The organism is Gordonia hankookensis (genome assembly GCF_014673215.1).
Classification (GTDB): domain Bacteria; phylum Actinomycetota; class Actinomycetes; order Mycobacteriales; family Mycobacteriaceae; genus Gordonia; species Gordonia hankookensis.
In genome coordinates this window covers 523,236-543,953 of the sequence record NZ_JACWMS010000001.1, presented here as the reverse complement: position 1 = coordinate 543,953, position 20,718 = coordinate 523,236, and the positions used below count along the sequence as shown (strand labels likewise).

At 67.6% G+C, this 20,718-nt stretch carries 18 protein-coding genes; 9 read left to right on the top strand and 9 right to left on the bottom strand.

The window, feature by feature from the left end; genetic code table 11:
- Positions 1 to 22: 22 nt before the first annotated feature.
- From IDF66_RS02545 to IDF66_RS02530, 4 genes are all read left to right on the top strand, one after another.
- Positions 23 to 679: a TetR/AcrR family transcriptional regulator gene (locus tag IDF66_RS02545; RefSeq protein ID WP_317628562.1), complete on the top strand. Its 657-nt coding sequence runs from the start codon at positions 23 to 25 to the stop codon at positions 677 to 679.
- Positions 680 to 712: 33 nt separating this feature from the next.
- The gene (locus IDF66_RS02540; RefSeq protein WP_190265611.1) at positions 713 to 1,489 is read left to right on the top strand and encodes an SDR family NAD(P)-dependent oxidoreductase; all 777 of its coding nucleotides are present in this window, start codon (positions 713 to 715) and stop codon (positions 1,487 to 1,489) included.
- Positions 1,490 to 1,607: 118 nt separating this feature from the next.
- Positions 1,608 to 2,861, top strand: coding sequence for an amidohydrolase family protein (locus tag IDF66_RS02535; protein ID WP_190265610.1), 1,254 nt, complete (start codon positions 1,608 to 1,610; stop codon positions 2,859 to 2,861).
- 8 nt (positions 2,862 to 2,869) lie between these two features.
- Positions 2,870 to 4,597 carry a class I adenylate-forming enzyme family protein gene (locus IDF66_RS02530; RefSeq protein WP_317628560.1) on the top strand — a complete coding sequence of 576 codons (1,728 nt, stop codon included), beginning with the start codon at positions 2,870 to 2,872 and terminating at the stop codon, positions 4,595 to 4,597.
- A gap of 3 nt (positions 4,598 to 4,600) precedes the next feature.
- On the opposite strand, the gene IDF66_RS02525 is transcribed toward IDF66_RS02530, so the two are convergent.
- Both IDF66_RS02525 and IDF66_RS02520 read right to left on the bottom strand, forming a co-directional pair.
- Positions 4,601 to 5,716, bottom strand: a complete 1,116-nt coding sequence (locus IDF66_RS02525; RefSeq protein ID WP_317628559.1) for an NADH:flavin oxidoreductase/NADH oxidase — start codon at positions 5,714 to 5,716, stop codon at positions 4,601 to 4,603.
- 45 nt (positions 5,717 to 5,761) lie between these two features.
- Positions 5,762 to 8,980 (bottom strand): BTAD domain-containing putative transcriptional regulator, encoded by a 3,219-nt coding sequence (locus IDF66_RS02520; protein ID WP_317628558.1) that lies wholly within the window; start codon positions 8,978 to 8,980, stop codon positions 5,762 to 5,764.
- Positions 8,981 to 9,106: 126 nt separating this feature from the next.
- On the opposite strand from IDF66_RS02520, the gene IDF66_RS02515 reads away from it, so the two are divergent.
- Complete coding sequence (locus IDF66_RS02515) at positions 9,107 to 9,811, top strand: hypothetical protein (RefSeq protein ID WP_190265609.1); 705 nt, start codon at positions 9,107 to 9,109, stop codon at positions 9,809 to 9,811.
- A 90-nt stretch (positions 9,812 to 9,901) separates the two neighbouring features.
- Here the strand turns inward: IDF66_RS02515 and IDF66_RS02510 are convergent, their stop codons facing one another.
- The 5 genes from IDF66_RS02510 to IDF66_RS02490 all read right to left on the bottom strand — a co-directional run bounded on the left by IDF66_RS02510 (position 9,902) and on the right by IDF66_RS02490 (position 16,474).
- Positions 9,902 to 11,050, bottom strand: a complete 1,149-nt coding sequence (locus tag IDF66_RS02510) for an acyl-CoA dehydrogenase family protein (protein ID WP_190265608.1) — start codon at positions 11,048 to 11,050, stop codon at positions 9,902 to 9,904.
- A 23-nt stretch (positions 11,051 to 11,073) separates the two neighbouring features.
- A complete protein-coding gene (locus tag IDF66_RS02505; protein WP_190265607.1) occupies positions 11,074 to 12,309 on the bottom strand; it encodes an acyl-CoA dehydrogenase family protein in 1,236 nt (411 codons plus the stop codon).
- 169 nt (positions 12,310 to 12,478) lie between these two features.
- The gene (locus tag IDF66_RS02500) at positions 12,479 to 12,775 is read right to left on the bottom strand and encodes a YiaA/YiaB family inner membrane protein (RefSeq protein WP_164308965.1); all 297 of its coding nucleotides are present in this window, start codon (positions 12,773 to 12,775) and stop codon (positions 12,479 to 12,481) included.
- A 48-nt stretch (positions 12,776 to 12,823) separates the two neighbouring features.
- Positions 12,824 to 14,017 carry an AI-2E family transporter gene (locus tag IDF66_RS02495; RefSeq protein ID WP_223309093.1) on the bottom strand — a complete coding sequence of 398 codons (1,194 nt, stop codon included), beginning with the start codon at positions 14,015 to 14,017 and terminating at the stop codon, positions 12,824 to 12,826.
- Between the two features lie 69 nt (positions 14,018 to 14,086).
- Complete coding sequence (locus IDF66_RS02490) at positions 14,087 to 16,474, bottom strand: acetyl-CoA acetyltransferase (protein WP_190265605.1); 2,388 nt, start codon at positions 16,472 to 16,474, stop codon at positions 14,087 to 14,089.
- Between the two features lie 206 nt (positions 16,475 to 16,680).
- On the opposite strand from IDF66_RS02490, the gene IDF66_RS02485 reads away from it, so the two are divergent.
- Positions 16,681 to 17,199, top strand: a complete 519-nt coding sequence (locus IDF66_RS02485) for a hypothetical protein (protein WP_164308968.1) — start codon at positions 16,681 to 16,683, stop codon at positions 17,197 to 17,199.
- 168 nt (positions 17,200 to 17,367) lie between these two features.
- Complete coding sequence (locus tag IDF66_RS02480) at positions 17,368 to 18,582, top strand: acyl-CoA dehydrogenase family protein (protein ID WP_190265604.1); 1,215 nt, start codon at positions 17,368 to 17,370, stop codon at positions 18,580 to 18,582.
- 19 nt (positions 18,583 to 18,601) lie between these two features.
- Here IDF66_RS02480 and IDF66_RS02475 read toward each other — a convergent pair whose 3' ends face one another.
- Both IDF66_RS02475 and IDF66_RS02470 read right to left on the bottom strand, forming a co-directional pair.
- Complete coding sequence (locus IDF66_RS02475) at positions 18,602 to 19,069, bottom strand: hypothetical protein (protein WP_190265603.1); 468 nt, start codon at positions 19,067 to 19,069, stop codon at positions 18,602 to 18,604.
- Positions 19,066 to 19,677, bottom strand: a complete 612-nt coding sequence (locus IDF66_RS02470; RefSeq protein ID WP_190266272.1) for an RNA polymerase sigma factor — start codon at positions 19,675 to 19,677, stop codon at positions 19,066 to 19,068. Before IDF66_RS02470 ends, IDF66_RS02475 begins: the two co-directional genes overlap by 4 nt.
- A gap of 193 nt (positions 19,678 to 19,870) precedes the next feature.
- On the opposite strand from IDF66_RS02470, the gene IDF66_RS02465 reads away from it, so the two are divergent.
- Together IDF66_RS02465 and IDF66_RS02460 are read left to right on the top strand one after the other, a co-directional pair.
- Complete coding sequence (locus tag IDF66_RS02465) at positions 19,871 to 20,371, top strand: Asp23/Gls24 family envelope stress response protein (RefSeq protein ID WP_190265602.1); 501 nt, start codon at positions 19,871 to 19,873, stop codon at positions 20,369 to 20,371.
- Positions 20,371 to 20,709: an Asp23/Gls24 family envelope stress response protein gene (locus tag IDF66_RS02460; protein WP_190265601.1), complete on the top strand. Its 339-nt coding sequence runs from the start codon at positions 20,371 to 20,373 to the stop codon at positions 20,707 to 20,709. The genes IDF66_RS02465 and IDF66_RS02460 overlap by 1 nt, the downstream gene beginning before the upstream one ends.
- Positions 20,710 to 20,718: the final 9 nt, after the last annotated feature.

Here is a 20,718-nt window from a genome sequence, read left to right as displayed (position 1 = left end):
GGCGGCGTCGTATGGTTGGGGGGTGTCCGATACAGCTGTGTCCCAGGTGGCCCCGACGGTGGCCCACGCCGGGACGGGGTCGACCGGCCCCGGCGGCGAGAGGGTGTCGCCGCTGCGGCAACGCCTGCTCGATGCCATGGCCATGTGCCTGATGGAGCACGGATATCGGGCGACCACGGTGGCCGATGTGGTGCGGGTGGCGCGCACGTCCCGCCGGTCCTTCTATCAGGAATTCAGTGACAAGCAAGCGTGTTTCGTCGACCTGTTGCAGACGACCAATGACAGCATGGTCAAAGCCATCGCCGGTGCGGTCGACCCGGCGGCCGAATGGCGAACGCAGATCCGGCAGGCCGTCGAGGTGTACGTGTCCGTGACCGACGAACATCCGGAGATCGCATGGAGCTGGATTCGTGAGCTGCCGGCACTCGGCGAGTCGGCGCGGCGGGTGCAGGTCGAGGCGATGGAGTCGCTGATCGAGGTACTGGTGCCGTTGACAGACAATCCGCAGATGCGCGCGGCGGGCATCGCCCCGATGAGCCGCGAGATCGGCGTGATGATCTGGGGTGGCATCCGTGAGCTCGCGGCCTCGGCGCTGGAAGAGAATCGCTCGCTCCACACCATCGTCGAGCCGGCGGTCGCCGCGTGTATCGCGTTGGTGGGTGCGAACATCGAAGGTTGATCGACCACCGAAATCCATACTATGTTGTCGACGGTGGCGATACATCTGCAGTTGGACGGTCGACGGGTCCTGATCACCGGGGCCGGGCAGGGCGTGGGCAGAGGGCTGGCCCTTGCCTTCGCCGAGGCAGGGGCCGAGGTTCTGGTGAATGATCTCGATCGGGAGCGCGCTGATGCCGTCGTCGACGAGATCCGATCCGCGGGGGGCGCGGCCACTGCGGCCGCGTTCGACGTGACCGATCATCATGCCGTCGCGGATACGGTCGCCGCGTCGGGGACGATCGACATCCTGGTGAACAATGCCGGCAACGCCGGTGCAGGCCAGTTCACAGTGGGTCGTCGCTTCCACGAGACCGATCCGGTCGACTGGGAGCCGTTCATCCAGGTCAATCTCTACGGCGTGATGCACTGCACGCACGCGGTGATGCCGGACATGATCGCCCGGGGGTGGGGCCGCATCATCACCATCGTCTCCGACGCGGCACGCACCGGCGATCGCAACAGCGCCGTGTACGCCGCGTCGAAGGCCGGTGCGGCCGGCTTCATGCGATCGATGGCCATGGAGGGTGGGCGCCACGGGATCACGGTGAACAGCATCGCGCTCGGCACGATGCGTACGCCGCTCACCGCGGCGCTCTGGGATGACCCTGACTCGCCGCGTGCCAAGGCGGTGTTGCACAACTATCAGATCCGCCGTCCCGGAACCGCCGACGACCTGGCCCACCTCGCGGTTCTCCTTGCCGGCGATCAGGGTTCGTGGATCACCGGACAGACGATCCCGGTCAACGGCGGGTACTCGTTCGCCCTCTGAGCATCCGGTGATCGCGGCCGACGTGTTGTCGGCCCGGTGATGTCACCGGGCTCGGTTCGTCAATACGGCGACAAATACTGTTAGACCAACAGTAAGCTGACCCGTAGTGTGGTCGGCAATGTCGACCGGAGTCCACGAGGAGGCGGGGAGATTGCGGATCGATTCCCGGGCGCGAACCAGCGGCACCGAGGTCACGTACGACCGGCCGGTCGACTGCGACAACCACTATTACGAGACGATCGATGCGTTCACGCGGCATCTGGACGCCGCGTTCACCCACCGGGGCATCGAGGTGATCAGTCGAGGCACCCACACGGAACTCCTGGCCGGGGGGACCCTCTTCGAGTTCGTGCCCAACCCGACCTTCGATCCGGTCGTCGTGCCGGGTTGTCTGGATCTGCTCTTCCGGGGTCAGGTCCCCGACGGCGTCGACCCGCGAAGTCTGATGGCGGTGGAGCCACTCCACCCCGCCTACCAGGACCGTGATGTCCGGATCAACACGATCGCGCGGCAGGAGATGTCGGCCGCCATCCTGCTGCCCACGCTCGCCTGCGGGGTCGAGGAGGCGCTCAAGGATGACATCCCGGCCTTGATGGCGAGTATCACCGCTTTCAACCGATGGCTCGACGACGAGTGGGGGTACGCGTATCGGGGCCGCATCTTCGCCGCACCGATGCTGTCGTTCGCGGACCCCGACGACGCCGTGCGGGAGATCGATCGGCTCGTCGAACGTGATGTGAGAGTTGTCTATGTCCGTCCGGCCCCGGTGCCTGCCGGACACGGCACCGGCAGATCGTTGGGCGACAAGGTGTTCGACAAGGTCTGGGCCCGACTCGCCGACGCCGACGTCGGGGTCGCCTTCCACCTCAGCGACAGTGGTTACAACGGCACGGTCGCGCGGGCCTGGGGTGCCCCCGACCGCTTCGTCCCGTTCCGCAATCCGAGTGTCCTCGCCACCATCGTCGTCGCCGACCGCGCCATCCACGACACGGTCGCCTCCCTCGTCGTCGACGGGGTCTTCGAGCGGCACCCCACGCTGCGTGTTGCGAGCATCGAGAACGGCTCCGACTGGCTCGCGCTGCTGCTCAAGCGACTTCGTAAGCAGGCCAATCAAACTCCGTGGTCATTCGTCGAGGACCCGCTCGACACGTTGCGCAGGCACGTGTGGGTCTCGCCGTACTACGAGGAAGACATCGGGGCTCTGGCCGACCTCATCGGGATCGAGCGTGTCATGTTCGGTTCGGATTGGCCGCACGGTGAAGGCCTCAGTGAACCAACCGACTTCGAGAACGAACTCGGCGAGTTCGACGACCAGGAGGTCGATCAGATCATGCGTACCAATGTCCTCGATTTCCTCGGCATCGCGGTCTGAGGCCCACCGTGACGCTCAGCCCGACTTTCGGTACCTTCACCGCCGACTACGCCGATGACCCTGCGCTCGCCGGCTTGATGGGGCCCGGGGCCCCGTTCGAGACCACCGAGGTGATCATCGACGGCCACCCCGTTCGCGCGTACGCGAACATCCCCGGGACCCTGATCGAGATCTTCGAGGCGATGCGGGCACACGACGACACGACGCATCTCGTCCACGAGGACAATCGGCTGACCGTCCGCGAGGTGCGCGCGCAGGCAGGTGCGCTCGCCGCACGACTGGCCCGGGACTTCGGTGTGCGCCGGGGAGATCGCGTCGCCATCGTCATGCGGAACTGCCCCGAGTTCGTCACCAGCTGGTGGGCGTCGGTGGTGCTCGGAGCCGTTGCGGTCCCGATGAACTCGTGGTGGAAAGGTCCGGAGCTCGGTTCGGCGATCACCGAGGCGGAGCCGGCGGTGATCATCGCAGATGCCGAACGGGTCGAGCGTCTCGCCGCGCTCGGTGAGCTGTCGGTCCCGATCATCGGTGTCCGCACCGACGGCGGGGGCCATCCGGGTGAGGTCGCGTTCGACGCCCTCATCCACGGAGACCCGTTGGGCGGCGACGACTTCGCCGTTGTCGAGACGGACGATGTCGCGGCGATCCTGTACACGTCAGGGACCACCGGACGACCCAAAGGGGTGGTGATCACCCACCGCGGCATCATCACCAATGTGATGAACATGGGGTTCATGGCGCTCCGCGATGTCCTCATCTCCGGCCGCCAGTCGCCGCCACGGTCCGGTCAGATGGCCGGGATCATGGTCGCGCCGCTGTTCCACATCGGTGGCATCGCGGCGATCGTCGGCAGTGCCATGGGCGGCAGCAAGACTGTGCTGCTGCCCAAATGGGATGTCGATGACTTCATCCGGCGGGCCCACGAAGAACAGGTCAGTGGCCTGGGTGGGGTGCCGGCGATGGCTCGGGAGTTTCTCGAGCACCCCCGCGCGAAGGAGTTCAACGGGTTGGTGGCGTCGTTCACCTGCGGAGCCGCCAACGTCCCCTCCGAGCTGCCACGACTGGTGCGCGAGGTGCTCGGCGAATCGGTCCAGATCGTGAACGGCTACGGGCTCACCGAGACGACGTCGGCGATGGTGAGCAACGTCGGGGACGAATATGCGGCCCATCCCGACAGTGTCGGCCGCCTCAACCCGACCGCAGACCTGCGTGTGGAGGGGCCGGCAGGCGAACCGCTCGGCGTCGGGGAGACCGGCCAGCTGTGCTTCCGTTCACCGCAGGTCGCCACGGGGTACTGGCGCAATCCCGAGGCGACCGCAGAATCGTTCGTGGACGGATGGTTTCGCAGTGGCGACCTCGGATACGTCGACGACGACGGATTCGTCTACGTCGTCGACCGGGTGAAGGACGTCATCATCCGGGGCGGCGAGAACGTCTACTGCGCCGAGGTCGAGGCGGTTCTCTACGAGCATCCGGCCGTTCTCGACGTCGCCGCGGTGGGCATACCGGACCGGGCGATGGGGGAGCGGGTGTGCGCGGTCATCGTGCCCAGACCTGGGGCGACGCCCGACCTGGCCGAGTTGCGTGCCTTCGCCGACCTGCGCCTGGCCACCTTCAAATGCCCTGAGGCGCTGTATCTCACATCCGACATGCCCAGGACCGCGACCGGCAAGGTCGCCAAGAAGGTACTGAAGACCCAGGTGCTCGCCGACGCCGACGGCGTGGTCCGAGCGCGCTGACCGCTATCGCCAGGCGCCTCGGGTGTACTGGGCGGGGTACGGAGCGTCGCGATGTGAGACCCCGAGTTCGTATGCGGCCCGTAACGGCCAGGCGGGTTCACGGAGCGCAGCGCGTGCGAGCAACACCGCCGTGACGTCGTCGTCGCCCGCGACCTTCTCGGCCTGATCGGGTTGCGTGATGAGCCCGACTGCAGCCGTGGCGATCCCGGACTCACGGTGTACCGAGCGCGCGAACTCCACCTGGTACCCGGGCCCCACCGGGATGTCGGCCTGCACGTTGCCGCCGGTCGACACGTCGATGAGGTCGACACCGCGGTCACCGAGCAACCGGGCGAGCCGGCCACTGTCGGCGGGAGTCCATCCGCCGTCGGTCCAGTCCGTGGCGGAGATGCGGACGAACAGCGGCTTGCCTTCCGGCCACGCCTGTCGGACCGCCTCGGCAACCTCGAGCACGATTCGGACGCGGTTGTCGAAACTTCCGCCATACGAGTCGTTCCGCTCGTTCGACAGCGGTGACAGGAACTGGTGCAGCAGGTAGCCGTGCGCCGCATGGATCTCGACAACGTCGAAACCGGCGGCATCGGCGCGGCGGGCCGCGTTGGCGAACGCATCGACCACCCCGGCGATCTGGTCGGTGCTCAGCGCGACCGGCTCGGCGAATCCGTCGAAGGCGATCGGCGACGGTCCCACCGTGGTCCAGCCGCCCTCGGCTGCGGGCACGCTGCCCGACTGCTTGGCGAACGGCGAATACACCGACGCCTTGCGGCCGGCGTGTGCGAGTTGGATGCCGACCGTGGCGCCCTGCGCGTGCACGAAATCGGTGATCCGTCGCCACGCCCCGGCCTGGGCGTCGTTCCAGATCCCCGCGTCCTGAGCGCTGATGCGTCCGTCCGGCGTCACGGCCGCCGCTTCGCTCAGGACGAGCCCGAAACCGCCGGTCGCCCGGGCGCCCAGGTGCACGAGGTGCCAGTCGGTTGGTACGCCGTCACCGGCGAAGCAACTGTACTGGCACATCGGGGCGAGCCAGATGCGGTTGGGGATCTCGAGATCGCGGATGGTCAGCGGGTTGAAGAGAGCGGGACTGATGGTCACGTGAGAGAAGAACGCCGAGAACTTCACGAGAGATTCCCGCCGGAGGGCACCGATCGCCCGGTGTGTCGGTGATCACGGCCGGGTGGCCGTCAGTTGATCGAGTCGCCGCTGGGCACGTGCCTGGTAGGGCAGTGCCCCCGCGTCACGGGCCACCCGCACCGCCTCGCGGAGGTCAGGCGTGCCGTCCCGGTCGAGGATCGCCTCGGCTGTCCCGCGGTACAACACGGCAGGTCCGAGACACACGAGTCCTGGCCACTGGACGATCAGCCCCGATGACCAGTCCGACACGAGATGGTTCAGGCGGCCGCAGATCTCGCGTGCCGCTGACACGTGGTCGGGATCCCTCGAGATCGCGAACAGGGCTTCGATGAGCAGGGGTACGCGGGCGACGATGCGAGAACCACTCCAGTACGCGGCGTCGGAGGTGAGCTCGCCTGCGACGCGGAGCGCCCGCTCGTGGTCACCTGCCTCGGCCGAGCCGAGCGCGATGACCAGGGCGAAGTCGTCGTCGACTTCGTCGACCAGCGTGTCGAATGTGCCCAGCATCGAGGCGAGGGCGCCGTGGTGCCATGCCTCGATGGAGCGGCTGGTCGCCATCGAGGCCTCTCCGAGCATGCGCGCACGCTCGGAGAGGTCGCCGACGACGGTGGAGAACCGTTCGGTGAGTGATCGACTGGCGGCGTAGTCGCCGCGGAGGAGTGCGAGCATCACTTGCCACCACAGTTGCATGGTGTGCAGATCGGTGCCGTCGCGGCTGTCGACCAGCCGCGCGAAATCGAGCGAGAGTCTGCGAGTCATGCGGAGATCCCCGGCCTCGAGCGCGCAGACGCGTTGAAGATGCAGTGCGGTCGCACGTCGGTTCACATCTCCGCCCGAGAGCGTGTCGAGCGTCGCTGCGATCTTGCGCCTTTCCTCGAGCATGGTGGGTTCCCACCGGAGCAGGAAATCGGCGAGCGCGATCTCGTAGTCGACCGACGGATCGCAGCCGGTCGCGAGTTGAGCGGCGGCCAGGTGGTCCTGGGCACCCGGCATCCCGAGAACGCTCAGCCGTGCCGCCTCACCCGCCTGTAGTCGGGCCGCAATGGCAGGATCGAGATTCTCGCTGTGCGCCAATGCTTCTCGCACAAGTGGTGGATACGCGGACTGGATGACGCCGAACCCGGACCAGTAGCCCGCCACCCCTTGGGGAGACGACAGGAGTGCCGTGTCGGCGAGAGCGGGCCAGTCCCGGTGACCTCGGCTCACGTGTGCGGCGGTATCGAATGAGGCCGTGGCACTGTCGAAATCGCCGACGCGGATCGCCGCCGTCCCGGCGATCCGATTGAGATCGACGACAAGGTCGTCGGTGGTGCTCAGGGCGAGACCTCGCCGCGCGAGTTCGAGGGCCCGGTGGTCGGCATCCGAATCCATCGCCGCCCGCGCGGCATCCCGACAGGCTCGCGCGGCGCGTTCGGTGGTCTGCACATCGGTGGCAGATTCGGCGAGGTGCACGGCGATCGACTCCCGATCCTCCGGACTTGCGGCTTCCAGGGCGGCCGCAAGCGAGGCGTGGGCGTCGACCTGCTCCGTTCGTGAGGATCTCGCCAGCGTTGCCTCGCGCACCCCGTCGTGGGCGACGGTGAGCGTCGCATCCGTGGACATCTCGACCAGTCCCAGGCCACGCGGCTCGTCGACGACCGAGGCCGGGACGCCACCACCGATCTCGGCGAGTACGGAGGCCGACAGACGGCCGCCCGCGACGGCGAGGACCGTCATCAGGGTTCGTGCCTCCGGGGTGAGCTCGTCGAGGCGGGCGGCCACCGCGGTGCGGGCAGGATGTCGAGGGTCCAGGGTGGCGCCGAGCGCGACTGCGTCACAGATCTGGTTCGCGATCAACGGGCTGCCGAGACTCTGCGCGGCGAGGTCGTCCCGGTCGACTGTCGGCGCCACGCCGAGATTCTCGAATCTCTCGTCCACGAGTCTGCGGAGGTCGGCGCCGCTCAGTTCGCCTACCGTCAGATCCGTCACGAGCCCGTGGCGGCCGATGGCTGCCCGGATGATCTGCGCGCACGTGTCGTCGGACATGCGGCCGGTGGCGACCACTGTGATCGGTGTCTTCGGCATGCCGGACAAGACCCGGGCCAGCAGCTGTGCGGAGTCGACGTCGAGCCATTGCAGGTCGTCGAGCAGCAGGACCGACCGCCCGTGGGTATGGATGTCCGACCAGATCTGTGACGACATGTCGCCGGCAACCGTGTGCGCACCCGCCCCTGCCACCTGCAGGCCGAACAGGTCGTCGATCGCTGCGAAGACCCGGCCTCCGCCCACCGGCCTGCCGATGAATCGGCGTGCGGCCGCGTGGTGACGGGAGATGAGGTCCTCGACGAGCGCGGTCTTCCCGATTCCCGACGGACCGAACACGAGCACTCCGGCGGGCCGTGTTGCACCGGAATCCCAGACCCGGTCGAGCACAGCGGCTTCGGAGGCCCTCCCGATCAGGCGGGGCCGGTCGGGAGCGGGTCGTTCGGTGGCACCCTCACCGGTGATGGACCGGGACGGGTCGAGCAGTTCGGATTCGAGCGCGATGGTTTCGTCACTCGGGTCGAGACCGAGATCGTCGGCGAGCATTCGTCGCAGTCTGCGGATCGCGGCGAGGGCGTCGGCGGTCCGGCCGTCCTCGCGCAGAGCGCGCGCCAGTGACCGCGCGGCGCCTTCTCGATAGGGGTGACGTGTGCACAGCGGGGTCAGCATCGCAACGGCCCGACGGTGCTCGCCGACCGTCCGAAACGCGTCGGCAGCGGATTCGGTGAGTTCGGAACGCATCTCGTCGAGCCGCACGAGTTCTGGTTCGTAGTCGGCGATGTCCGCGATCTCGGCCAGTGGCTCGCCGCGCCAGAGATCGAGGGCCCGGCGCAGCAGGTCGGCGCCGACGGCCGGGTCGGAACGGATCGCTTGCAGACCTTCTTGGCCGAGTTTGTCGAGGACGTCGAGGTCGGTGGCGGCGCCGTCGCACCGCAGGACGTAGCCGGCGGGCTCGGTGTCGATGCGAACCGACCCGGTGGGGGCGAGCTGCTTTCGGAGTCGCGAGATGTAGCCCTGCAGGGTCCCGGCTGCCGAGCGCGGAGGTTTCCCACGCCAGAGGGCATCGGCGATGCGCTCGGGGGAGCACGCACTGCGTTCGACCGTGAGGATGGTCACGAGTTCCGCGTGTTTACGAGCGGTCATGGCGATCGGGGTGCCGTCCGCGGCGGTGACCGACAGTGGACCGAGAACGCGGATCGGGATGTGCGGATCACTAGCTCCCACGTACACCGTCCCGATGGTTCCGGGGTCGGCCGAGTTCGTCGAGAAGCGGCTTGACCTGGTCCGATGTGGTGCCGATATGCGCACCAGCCGGACACAAGGCTAACACCAGGCGTGCCCGGAAAGCTCGATGTCATGACAGATACAACTCACCTTCATGCACCACATCACGTCGAGGCGTTCGATACGCCCGGCCCGTTCCGGTCACCGACCTGGCCGACCCTGCGCCGACTCACCGGCGCCGCGTTGGCGACCGGTGGCGCCGCCTGCATCGTCGGCGGCACACTGCATCCGATCGTCGATGGCAACGCACACTCGGTGGACGCGCTCCACGGTGCCGGTGCGCCCTGGGCGCAGATTCTCCTGGGTGTGGGGACGACGCTCCTGCTACTGGGTCTGCCGGGCATGTACGCGTGGCTCGCACCCCGTGTCGGCGTCGGCGGATTCGTGGGAGTCGTCGCCTACTTCATCGGCAACCTGGTCACGGCCACCGGCCACCTCATCGTCGAACTCTTCGTCGCCTACCCGTTTGCGCACGATCCGGATACGGCGAGGCTCATCGCCGACGACGACTCGATGCTGGGGACAACCGCCTTCGAGTTGCTGAACACCGTCGGAGGTCTGGTGATGCTCGCCGGCATGGGCTTGCTGGGCGCCAGCCTGATCCGGAACCGGGCGGTCCCGCTGTGGATCGGAGTGCTCACGCTGGTCGGCATGGTCGGTTTCATGCTTCCGATTCCCGCGGTGGAAGGGCTCTCGGGATTCCTCTACGAAGCGCCCCGCGGGATCGCGATCATCGCCATCGGGGTGCTGATGCTGCGATCGCGTCGGCCCGGGTGATCGCCGACCACGATCGCAACCTCGCGGCCGCCGCCCCGATGATCAGGGCGGCGGCCGCGAGGTCTGTTGCTGCGTAGGGCGATCGAGTGATCAGCCGCGCGTCGCGGCGGCGAAGCGGGCCACATGCGCATCGGCCGTACCGAATTCGTACTCGATCGCGGTGAGTCGGCGGAAGAAGTGGCCGATGGCCAGCTCCTCGGTCATGCCCATGCCCCCGTGCAGCTGGACGGCGTTCTGTCCGATGAAGCGGGCCGCCCGGCTGATCGTCACCTTCGCCGCCGATACCGCGGCCGCTCGCTCGGCCGGCGGTGCATCGAGCGTGAGGATCGCGTAATACTGTGCGGCCACTGCCTGTTCGAGCTCGATGTACATGTCGACCATCCGGTGCTGCAGTGCCTGGAAGCTTCCGATCGGGGCCCCGAACTGTTGTCGCTGCTTTGCGTACTCGACCGTGTCGTCGAGGACCTTTCGCATCGCGCCGACGGCCTCCGAGACGACCGCCGCGGTCGCCTCGTCCCACGCCCGCTCGAGGAGGGGGAGAGCCGCGCCCTCTGGCCCGATGAGTGAGTCGGCGTCGAGCCGCAGATCGGTCAGGGTGATGTCGGCGGCTCGCCGATCGTCGATCGTGCGCACCGTGTTCATGGACAGGCCGTCGGGCACCGCGTCGCCGCCGAGGTCGACGAGGAACAGTGACAAACCGTCGCGGTCGCGGACGTCACCCGAGGTCCGTGCCGTGATGATCAGGTGGTCGGCGATCGGTGCCGACGTGACCACTGCCTTGGCGCCGTTGAGGATCCAGCCGTCCCCGGACCGTTCGGCGTGGGTGGCGACATGATGGAGCATTCCGCCCGAGCCGTCCTCGATCGTCGCGAGTGCCGAGACTCCTGTCCCGGCAGCGATCGTCGCTGCGACGGCGAGCGCACGGTCGGAACCGGTACGTGCGAGCAGACGGGCGCCGAGGACAACCGAATCGACGAACGGCTCGATGACGAGGGCATATCCGAGCGCCTCGGTGACCACCATGAGTTCCTCCGGGCCGCCGTCGTCACCGCCGACCGATTCGGGCAGGCAGGCGCCGATGACGCCGAGTTCATCGGCGAAGGAACGCCAGATCTCGGGTTGCCAACCGGCGCCGACCTTGGCGACCTCCCGGCTCGTCGCGAGGTCGTAGCGGGCGGCCAGGTATTTGGTCAGGCCGTCGCGGAGCAGTTGCTGTTCGGGGGTGAGTGTGAAGTCCATGACGTGAGTTGCTCCGTTGCTTTCTAACCGAGTCCGAGGGCGGCTTTGGCGAGGATGTTGCGCTGGATCTCGTTGCTGCCCGCGTAGATCGATCCCGCACGGTCGTTGAGGTAGTGCAACGGAGCCACCGCCTGCCAGGTCTCTCCGCTGACGTAGCCGTCGGCAGGTGCCTCGTATTGCGCGATCGGCCCACCGGGTACCGCCGCGTGTGGCTGGTAGACCCGGCCGTGTGGACCGGCCGCCTCGAGGTCGAGTTCGGTGATGTGCTGACTGAGTTCGGTTCCCAGGATCTTCAGCATCGACGCCACCGAACCGGCGTCGCCGCCCGAACTCATCGCGGCGAGGGCACGGTACTCGAGCACCTCGAGGACCTTGGCCCGGATCTGTGCGTCCGCGAGTTTGGCCGCGAACGCCGGCTCCTCGATGAGCGGCACCCCCGACGGTCCGGTCACGGTGGCGGCACGCTCGGAGATGTGCTCGCACATCACCTGGAGTGCAGGCGCGACCGCGCCACCGCCGCGTTCGAAGATGAGGAGGTACTTGGCGACGGTCCAGCCGTCGTCGATGCTGCCCAGCACGTTGGCCTTCGGCACTCGCACGCCGTCGAAGAACACCTGTGCTTGGATCTGTTCGCCCGACGCCATCACCAACGGCTGGATCTCGATACCCGGCGAGCGCATGTCGATGAGCACGAAGGTGATGCCCTGCTGCTTGCGCTCCTGCCGCGACGTCCGGACCAGGCAGAAGATCCAATTGGCCTCTGCCGCGTGGGTGGTCCAGATCTTGCTGCCGGTGACCACCAGGTCGTCGCCGTCGCTGACCGCGGCCATGGACAGGGACGCGAGATCCGAGCCTGCCTCCGGCTCGGAGTAGCCCTGACAGAAGAAGACGCTGCCGTCGAGGATGCCGGGCAGGAAGTGATCCTTCTGCTCCTGCGTACCGAAGGCCATGATCGCGTGGGAGACCATGCGAATACCCATGGGGGACAGGGCAGGTGCGCCGGCGAGGACGGACTCCCGGCTGAAGATGTAGTGCTGGGTGAGGGTCCAGTCGCAGCCGCCGTACTCGACGGGCCACGCAGGTGCGGCCCAGCCACGTTCGTGCAGGATGGCCTGCCAGGCCATGGACGCCTCGTGATCGGCATACACGCTGGTCCTCAAACGACCTGCGGCACGCAACTCGGGCGTGAGGTTGGCTTCGAGGAACTCCCGTACCTCGTCGCGGAACGCGATGTCGGCATCCGACCACGTCATGTCCATCGAAGTGTCACCCCTGTCTGCGCTGCACCACTCCGTGGGCGCCGCCTATCAAATATATGTTCTCAGTCGAATGTACGTCAGGGCGCCCGTGCCAGGAAAGCCGGATGCCCGGATCCCGTGTCGCGACGCGAGGTCGGAGACGGGATCCGGGCGGTGGGCGGGGTGATGCTCAGGCGACGCGGTTGAAGGGGTCGTGGTCGGCCATGATCTTGTCCATCCGCGCCTCGTCGAGGCGGGCGCGGACCGTCGTCTGTTCCTGCCGATCGCGGACGACCTTCGCGAGCGTGAACGTGCTCGAGGTGAGGAACAGAAGCGTGATTGCGAGAAAGCCCCGCTGCCACGGGTCGAGGGGGAGGTAGAGGATGCCGACGATCGCGGTCGCGAGGCTGACCCCGAAGGCGATGGCGGCCTGGGCGTAGAACGCGGCGGTGGTGACGGTCTGGGGGATCTCGTTCGAGGTGCTCATGACGATCAGATTCCCAGCAGTCGAGCCCGGGCGGATGCGTGTGATTACTCAGGCGGGCTGAGTAGTCCCGCTGGAATCGGCGCTTCCGGGATCGTCGGGACCGCTCGTCCCGGGGCCTGCGGAGCCGGTGGGCTCGTCGGGCGGGTCGGGGGATTCGTCGGCAGGTGTCGGCTGATCCTTCGGCGCCGACGACGCGAGCAGGACATCCACCCAGCGCGTGGAAGGGTCGATGTCGATCAGCAGGGCCTTCGACATCAGGGTCAGCGGGACGGCGAGAATGGCACCGAGCGGTCCGATCACCCACGCCCAGAACACCAATGACAGGAAGGTGAGCGTGGTGGACAGACCGACTGCGTCACCGACGAACTTCGGCTGGATCACCGACTGGATCACGATGTTGATCGCGCTGTACACGACGATCACCAGCAGCATCTGTCCCACGCCACCGTCGAGCAGGGCGAGCAGGGCAGGTGGTATGACACCGATGACGAACCCGATGTTGGGGATGTAGTTGGTGATGAACGACAGCAGACCCCATAGGATCGGCAGCGGTACCCCGAGCAGCCACAGCGCGCCGGTGTCGAGGACCGCCACGATCAGGCCGAACACCGTCGACACCAGCAGATAGCTGCGCGTCCCCCGTGCGAAGCTGCTGAAAGCCATTGCGATGTCGGCACGTTGACCGCGCAACACCGCGATCCGCTTGTCGAACGAGATCGCATCCGCCGCCATGAACAGCAACACGGTGATCACCAGGATCAACGCCGACGCGACCGACAGCGTGCTCTCCAGCACATCGCCGATGTAGCCGATCGCCTTCCCCGGGTCGATGTGCGAGATCATGTTGTGTACTTGTTCCTGGCTGACCCCGTGGTCGGTGAGGAACTTCTGGAAGTTGTCGAGCAGGTGTTGGAACTTGTCGGAGTACTCGGGCAGGATCGTCGCGAGTCTGGCGATGGAGAAGACCAGAGAACCGAAGAGCACCAACAAGATTCCGTAGACAGCCAGCAGCGTTGCCATGAAGGCGAGCCACGCCGGGCATCCCTTGCGGCGTAGCCATGCGGGGATCGGCTGGACGGCGACGGTCAGCATCAGCGCGAGGAAGACCGGGCCGACGAGGCCGGAGACCACCTTCATCCCGCCGACGGTGACGATCAGCCCGGTGATCGAGAGCAGCACGATTGTGCCGCGGGGCATCGACCACCTCTGCGTCTGATCGGCGTCGGATTGCTCAACTGTCATTGCCAGCCTCTCGTCGGTCGCGCTGATCCTAACCCTCGGAGAGCGGGGAGGCGGGGAGCACGCGGGTGCTCAGCGACCCGTCCAGCGCGGCGATCGTTTCGACACGAAGGCGGTGATGCCCTCGATGGTGTCCTGGCTGACCAGGAGACTGTCGAGGGCGGTCGAGGTGGCGTCGATGGCGTCGATCTCGTCAGGGATCACCGCGGCGGACTCCATGGCCCGCAATGATTCGCGCACTGCCGTGGGCGAACTCGTCAGCAATTCGTCGGCGACCGCGCGGGCCAGCGTCATCACCCCGCCGGCAGGCGCGACCCTGCTCACCAATCCGGCCGACATGGCCTCGGATGCGTCGAGACGTCGTCCGGTCAGGATCATGTCGCGGGCAAGGGCGCCGCCGACCGCCGCGGGCAGCCGGACCAGGCCACCGGCGACCGCCGCGAGACCGACCTTGACCTCCGGCAGCCCGAAGGTGGCGCGCTCATCGGCCACGGCGATGTGACATGCGAGCACGATCTCGCACCCGCCGCCCAGCGCATGGCCGTTGACGGCCGCGATGACCGGCTTGGGCCGATGGCGTCGCGAGGTGAGGCCGGCGAATCCGTTCTTCGGTACCTCCAGTCCCGCGCCGGATGTCTGGGCGAGATCGTTGCCCGCGGAGAACGCCTTGTCGCCTGCGCCGGTCAGGATGGCCACCCACAGTTCGGGGTCGGCGAAGTAGGCGTCGAAGACCGCGTCGAGCTCGGCGTTGGCGGCCGGATTCAGCGCATTGCGGGCGTCGGGCCGATTGATTGTGACCTCGAGGAGGTGACCATCGCGTCGGATCTCGACATGTTCGTACTGAGCACGGAATGCCGGCGCCGTCGGCGGGTGGCGGCGGACCATCGCGGCGCGGCTGGTGAAGACCCGGTTGCCGCTCGCCGACGATCGGACGTAGACCTCCGTACCCACCGGATCGTCGGCGGCCAGCGCGTCGAACATCGCGTCGTCGTCGTCATCGACGTTCGCGACGAATCGCGCGCCGTCGGCCACGCGACCGATCACGATGCCCTTCCGGCGGCCGTCCTTGCCCGGGACAACCGTGTAGGTCTCGATGGTCGCGGGACCGTCGGCGTAGTCGACGGGCCGGACCGTCGGCGCGCTGTCGACCTCTTCCTGCACACCGGCCGAATCCGCCGGATGCCACGCAGCGGGCCGCGCGCTGTAGACGCCGACCGAGGTCTTGCTGAGGATGCCGCCGTTGGCGACGACCAACGCGTACGTCTCGGGCGCCGAACGGACCCGATCCACGGCCTCGGCGATCGCGTGCAGCGAGTAATTGTTCCCTGGGCCACCGAAGAACGGGAGGCCGCCGGTCAGGGTCAGCCCGCGGGCATCGTCCGCGGTGATCCCGAGTGGGTCGATCACGTTGGAGACCGCGATCGGGAAGCAACTGTAGATGTCGACGAACGAGACGTCGTCGAGGCCGATCTCGGCGACGTCGAGGGCGTGGCGGACCGCGGCCGCGGCAGCCGGCCCGGTGCTGAGGTCCGGGCGCTTCATCAGGGTCTGCTCGCGGACGTCGGCGTGCCCGTGCAGGAACACCCACCGCGATGGGTCGACGCCGAGCGCCCGGGCCTGGCCGACCGACAGGATCACGGCGGCGGCGGCCTGATTGACCTGGTCGCGAGCGACCAGCAGGCGCGTGAACGGATCAGCCACCACGCGGTTGTCATCGCCCACGGTGACCAGTTCGTCGGCGCTGCGCGCCGTCGGCGCGGCGGCATGGGGGTTACCGGCCGCGATCCGTGACAAGGGCGCAAACAACTCGCCCATGGTGCGCGCATACTCCTCGCGGCCGAGACCGAGTCGATGGCGGCGCGCGTTCTCCAGGACGGCATATTGCGTCATCGGCGCGATGAGTCCGTGCTTGGCCTCCTGGTGTGAGGTGAGGCCCGCGATCGCGTAGCCGCGGTCCTCGAGTTGACCGCCCACTTGTTCGGAGAGATCGGGTCGTCGGTCCTCCGGGGTGGTCGACATGAGATGGCGGACAGTCGACATGATCTCGGCGCCGAAGAGTACTGCGGCCGTGGACCGTCCGGCCTGGATCTCCGCCGCGAACTCGGTCAGCAGACTCTGGGGGCTCTGCCCGCCGGTCACCCCGACGACCGCGCGTCGGGGGTCCATCCCGATCCGCTTGGCGACTGCGCGCGGCATGTTGTCGTGTCGGCCGAGTGGCGAGGTGGAGAGCGGACTCGACTCCTCGAAGGTTCGCACAGCGACCACCGTGTCGATCTCGGCCGCGATGGTTGGTGCCGCGACCCCGGAGTCGGTCAGTGCCACCTGGACCGCGCGGGCGGCGAGGTCGGCCTCGCTCAACCCTTCGTAGCCGGTGTCGCTCAACCGCTCGGAGGCCTGACCGACACCCACGATCACCGGGGTGTTCGGGTCGAGTTCGGACAGGTGAGCGGATCGTGGCATCGGATGACCTTCCGGGACAACGTTCGGACGACGGGCCATCTGACCATTGATCGATGGCAGTGTGCGGGATCCATTAATCCACCCGTTGTCGTCGGTCGGTGCACCGACCCCCGAACATGTTCCACTCCGGTGACACGGCGATGATTACGAGCTAACGTTGATTACAAGTAATCACCATCGTGGCAGCGCTTGACGAGGGAGTCGACATGACCGAGACCGAGACCTCCGTGGCCGGCTGGCTGACGGGACGACTTCCCGACGGCCTCTTCACCGCGGCGCCTGAGGTGCGGGTTGATCGTGAGGAGATCACTGTCATCGGCACGATCGGCCCGCCCGACGTCGACGATGGGGCCGACCCGGCGGCGGTGCGGCAGGCGGAGGCCGGCCGTATCGCCCGATTCCGGGAATCGACGCGCGATCAACGGATCGAGGTGGCCCGGGAGGCCGAGCATCGGTTCGACCGCAAGGTGGCGTGGGGAGTTCGGTGTGGCGAGACATCGCAACTGTTCACCCATCTCGCAGTGCCGGTGATGACCAGGCTGCGCCAACCGCAACGGCAGGTTCTGGACACGCTCGTTGCCGCCGGGGTGGCCAGGAGTCGCGCGGACGCCTTGTCGTGGTGCGTGAAACTCGTCGGGCAGCACACGGATTCGTGGCTCGACGAGCTGCGCGAAGCCATGAGCAAGGTGGACGAGATCCGGGACGCCGGCCCGGCTGTCGACTGAACCTGCCGGCCGGGAGAGCCTCGGCGCGTCGTGTCGCGGTGCGTCGTTCTCGGCGGGCCGGTGAGACGGCCTCGGATTCAGGTCACGCAGCGCGGAAGACTTCTCGTGCGGGTCGTCGGCGACCAGACTGTGCACGCCGATCGACCTGCACCGAGGAAAGGTACCCCTGTGACCGCGCATGTGACCGCGACTGCCGACCGGAGCTCGTATACAGATGCCGAGCTCGATGAAATCTTCTCGCCCGTTTTTGCACGGATCGCCGAGGGCGCGGTGGCGCGCGAGGTGGATCGACGTCTGGCCCATGACGAGGTCGGATGGCTGAACGAGGCCGGGTTCGGCGCACTTCGGGTGCCCGTCGAGTTCGGCGGCCTCGGCGCATCGGTGCGCCAGTTGTTCCGTCTGCTCATCGATCTGGCCGGTGCCGAATCGAATCTGCCGCAGGCTCTGCGGGTGCACTGGTCGTTCGTCGAGGATCAGCTGTTGTCCTCGGACGCGGTCACCCGTGAACGGTGGCTGCGGGCGGTCGCCGACGGGACGCTCGTGGGCAATGCCATCACCGAACCGGGCGTCGGCGCGATCGATCGCTATCAGACCAGGCTCACCGCCGACGGTGACTCCTGGCGACTCGACGGCACCAAGTACTACAGCACCGGCAGTCTGTACGCCGACCACATCCTGGTCGCTGCCGACCGGGACGGGGAGCGGGTCTCGGTGCTCGTCGCAGGCGATGCGGAGGGGGTCACCCAGCATGACGACTGGGAAGGCTTCGGCCAGCGTCTGACGGCCAGCGGCACAACGGAGTTCGCCGGTGTCGCGGTCTCGGCCGACCAGATCCTCGGTCCTGGTTACGGAGTCGGGGGCCGGACCTACGCGACCTCGTATCTCCAGTTGGTGCAGCTCGCCGTGCTGGCCGGGATCGCCCAGCGCGCCCTCGACGACACCACCGCCTGGGTGCGTGATCGCACGCGCACGTACACCCATGCGCCCGCCGACCGGCCCCGGCACGATCCGCTGGTGCAGCAGGTGATCGGTCGGCTGTCGTCGTCGGCCTACACGGCGCGCACGCTCGTCCTGGACATCGCCGCGGAGCTCGACGAACTCCTCGCCGCAGGCGGGCAGGACGAGCAGCTCCTGGATCGAGTCGAATTCGATGTGGCGCGCGCGCAGCAGGCCGTGATCTCCACGGTCCTCGATGCGACGACGCAGCTGTTCGAGGTCGGGGGAGCGTCGATCACGTCCGAGTCGCTGCGTCTTGATCGGCACTGGCGCAACGCGCGCACCATCTCGGTGCACAATCCCCTGATCTACAAGCTGCAGGCCATCGGCGATCACGTACTCAACGGTGCCGATCTGCCGTACGCGTGGAGTGCAGGCCGCCGCTGACAGTTCACTCGACCGATTGTCAGGTGAGCCATTCCCGGGTGTAGACGTCCTGCCACCGCACGGTGATGTTCTGCCGTGCGGTGGCGGTCGTATGCCGACCGAGCGCGGCGACGAGGACGTCGTCCACCACATCCCGGACATCCTCGGAGCGCGCGGGCAATTCGTCGTGGTACCGGGCGATCAGGCCTATCCGGATGCCGTCGATCAGGTCGGCCTCGCCGTCGACCGCGACGAACACGACGAGCCGCCCGAGGGTCGACCGGATGCGGATCGACAAGAGCTGCTTGATGATCCGGTCGCTCACCGCGACGCCCGGGGTGTCACTGGTCAGCGTTCGTGCGGGTCGACGCACACGGCTGAGGTCTGCCGAGATCGCATCGATCAGGCGTTGGACGTCGCCGGTCGGCTCGTCGAGCCGACGGCCTGCCTCCACCAGCCAGGCGTCGGTCTCGTCGGAGTGCTCGTCGTCGACGTGTAGATCGTTCACGGTTGCGCTCCTTTCCGGTGGTGTCCGGCCTCGTTCGGCCCGCGGCCGCGATGAACGGTGTCGGGCGGCGGGCCGGGGCGCCAGGGGGCCAAGCGCGCCGACAGGTATCGGCGGCTGCGCTGGAGGTGGCCACGGACCGAGCCGGTGCTGATCTGCAACACCCGTGCGATCTCGTCGAGGGACAGTCCTTCGGCCTCGCGCAGCCACCAGGCGGCCCGGGACGTCGGGGGGAGGTTGGTCAACTCGTGCCGAAGGGCATCGACCAGCGACGAGTGCTCGGCCTGCTCGGCAGGTAGGGGGGCGGGATCGGCCAGCTCCGCGAATCGGCCCTCGTCGGTGGGCACGTCACGACGGCGCCGATGGTGGTCGACGGTCCGGCGATGTGCGATGGAGAACATCCAGGTACGAAACGAGCTCCGGAAACCGAAGTCGGGCAGGCTCTTCCATGCGTGAAGCAGGGTCTCCTGGGCGAGATCCTCGGCTGTCGGGGGATCGCTGACCATGCGGCGCAGATACCGCAGGAGTCCGGGTGAGACCCGGGCGACCAGCACGGCGAACGCCTCGCGATCGCCGACGGCCGCCGCGGCCGCCAGCTCGTCGTCGGACATCTCGCTCAGGGGCAGGGCTGCCGCTGCGCCTCGTCGACGATCCAGGGCCGCGACGTCACCGCCGGTCCTACGGACCGTCACCTCGGAGGTGTGATCGGCGTCACCCGAATCCATGCGTGCGCTTTCGGTGTCCACTGCGACTGACTCTATACACGGGTCGCAAGGATCTGTTCAGAAAAGTGAAGGGGATCGTATGTCGGATACGACCAATCGTCCGCAGGCCGCCACGGCCGAGCCCGTCTCGACGGGTTCCCCGGGATCGTCCGGCAAGAGCCTGGCACTGGCCAAGAACGACTCCTCGCTGGTCGGCGAACGGGGCAAGACTGCCATCTCCGACATCGTGGTGGCCAAGATCGCCGGGATCGCGACCCGTGAGATCGACGGCGTGTACGACGTCGGCGGCGCGACCGAGCGCGTCGTGGGGAAGGTGCGTGACGTGTTGCCCGGAACCGCCACCAGCACCACTCAGGGCATCAACGTCGAGGTCGGTGAGCTCCAGGCCGCGGTCGACGTGTCGATCGTCGCCGATTACGGGGTCGCCATCCATCAGTTGGCCGCCGCCATCCGCCGCAACGTCATCGCGGCCATCGAGCAGATGACCGGTCTCGAGGTGACCGAGGTCAACGTCACCGTCCACGACATCCACTTCGGCGACGACGACGAATCCGTCGACGAGGAACCGCGCGTGCAGTGATGTCCGATGACGTGACCACCGCTTCGACCGGGGCCAGGGAGGTCGCCGACGCGGTGACGGCGGTTCCCGGCGTCACCGGTCTGTACGGCGGGGCGTTCGGCGAGATCGCCACCTACCTGCCCGGCGGTCGCGTGAGCGGGGTGGTCGTCGACGACGACTCCGCGCACGTCCATGTCGTCGTCGACATGGACCATGACCTCCGCGGCGTCGCCGATCGGGTCCGCCGCCGCATCGAGGAGCTCACCGGCCTACCGGTCACCGTGACCGTCGAGGACATCAGTGTCCATACCGACCGTCTCGGTGCGGATCCCACCGCCGGCTCCACCACAGACGATTGAGGACGGAAA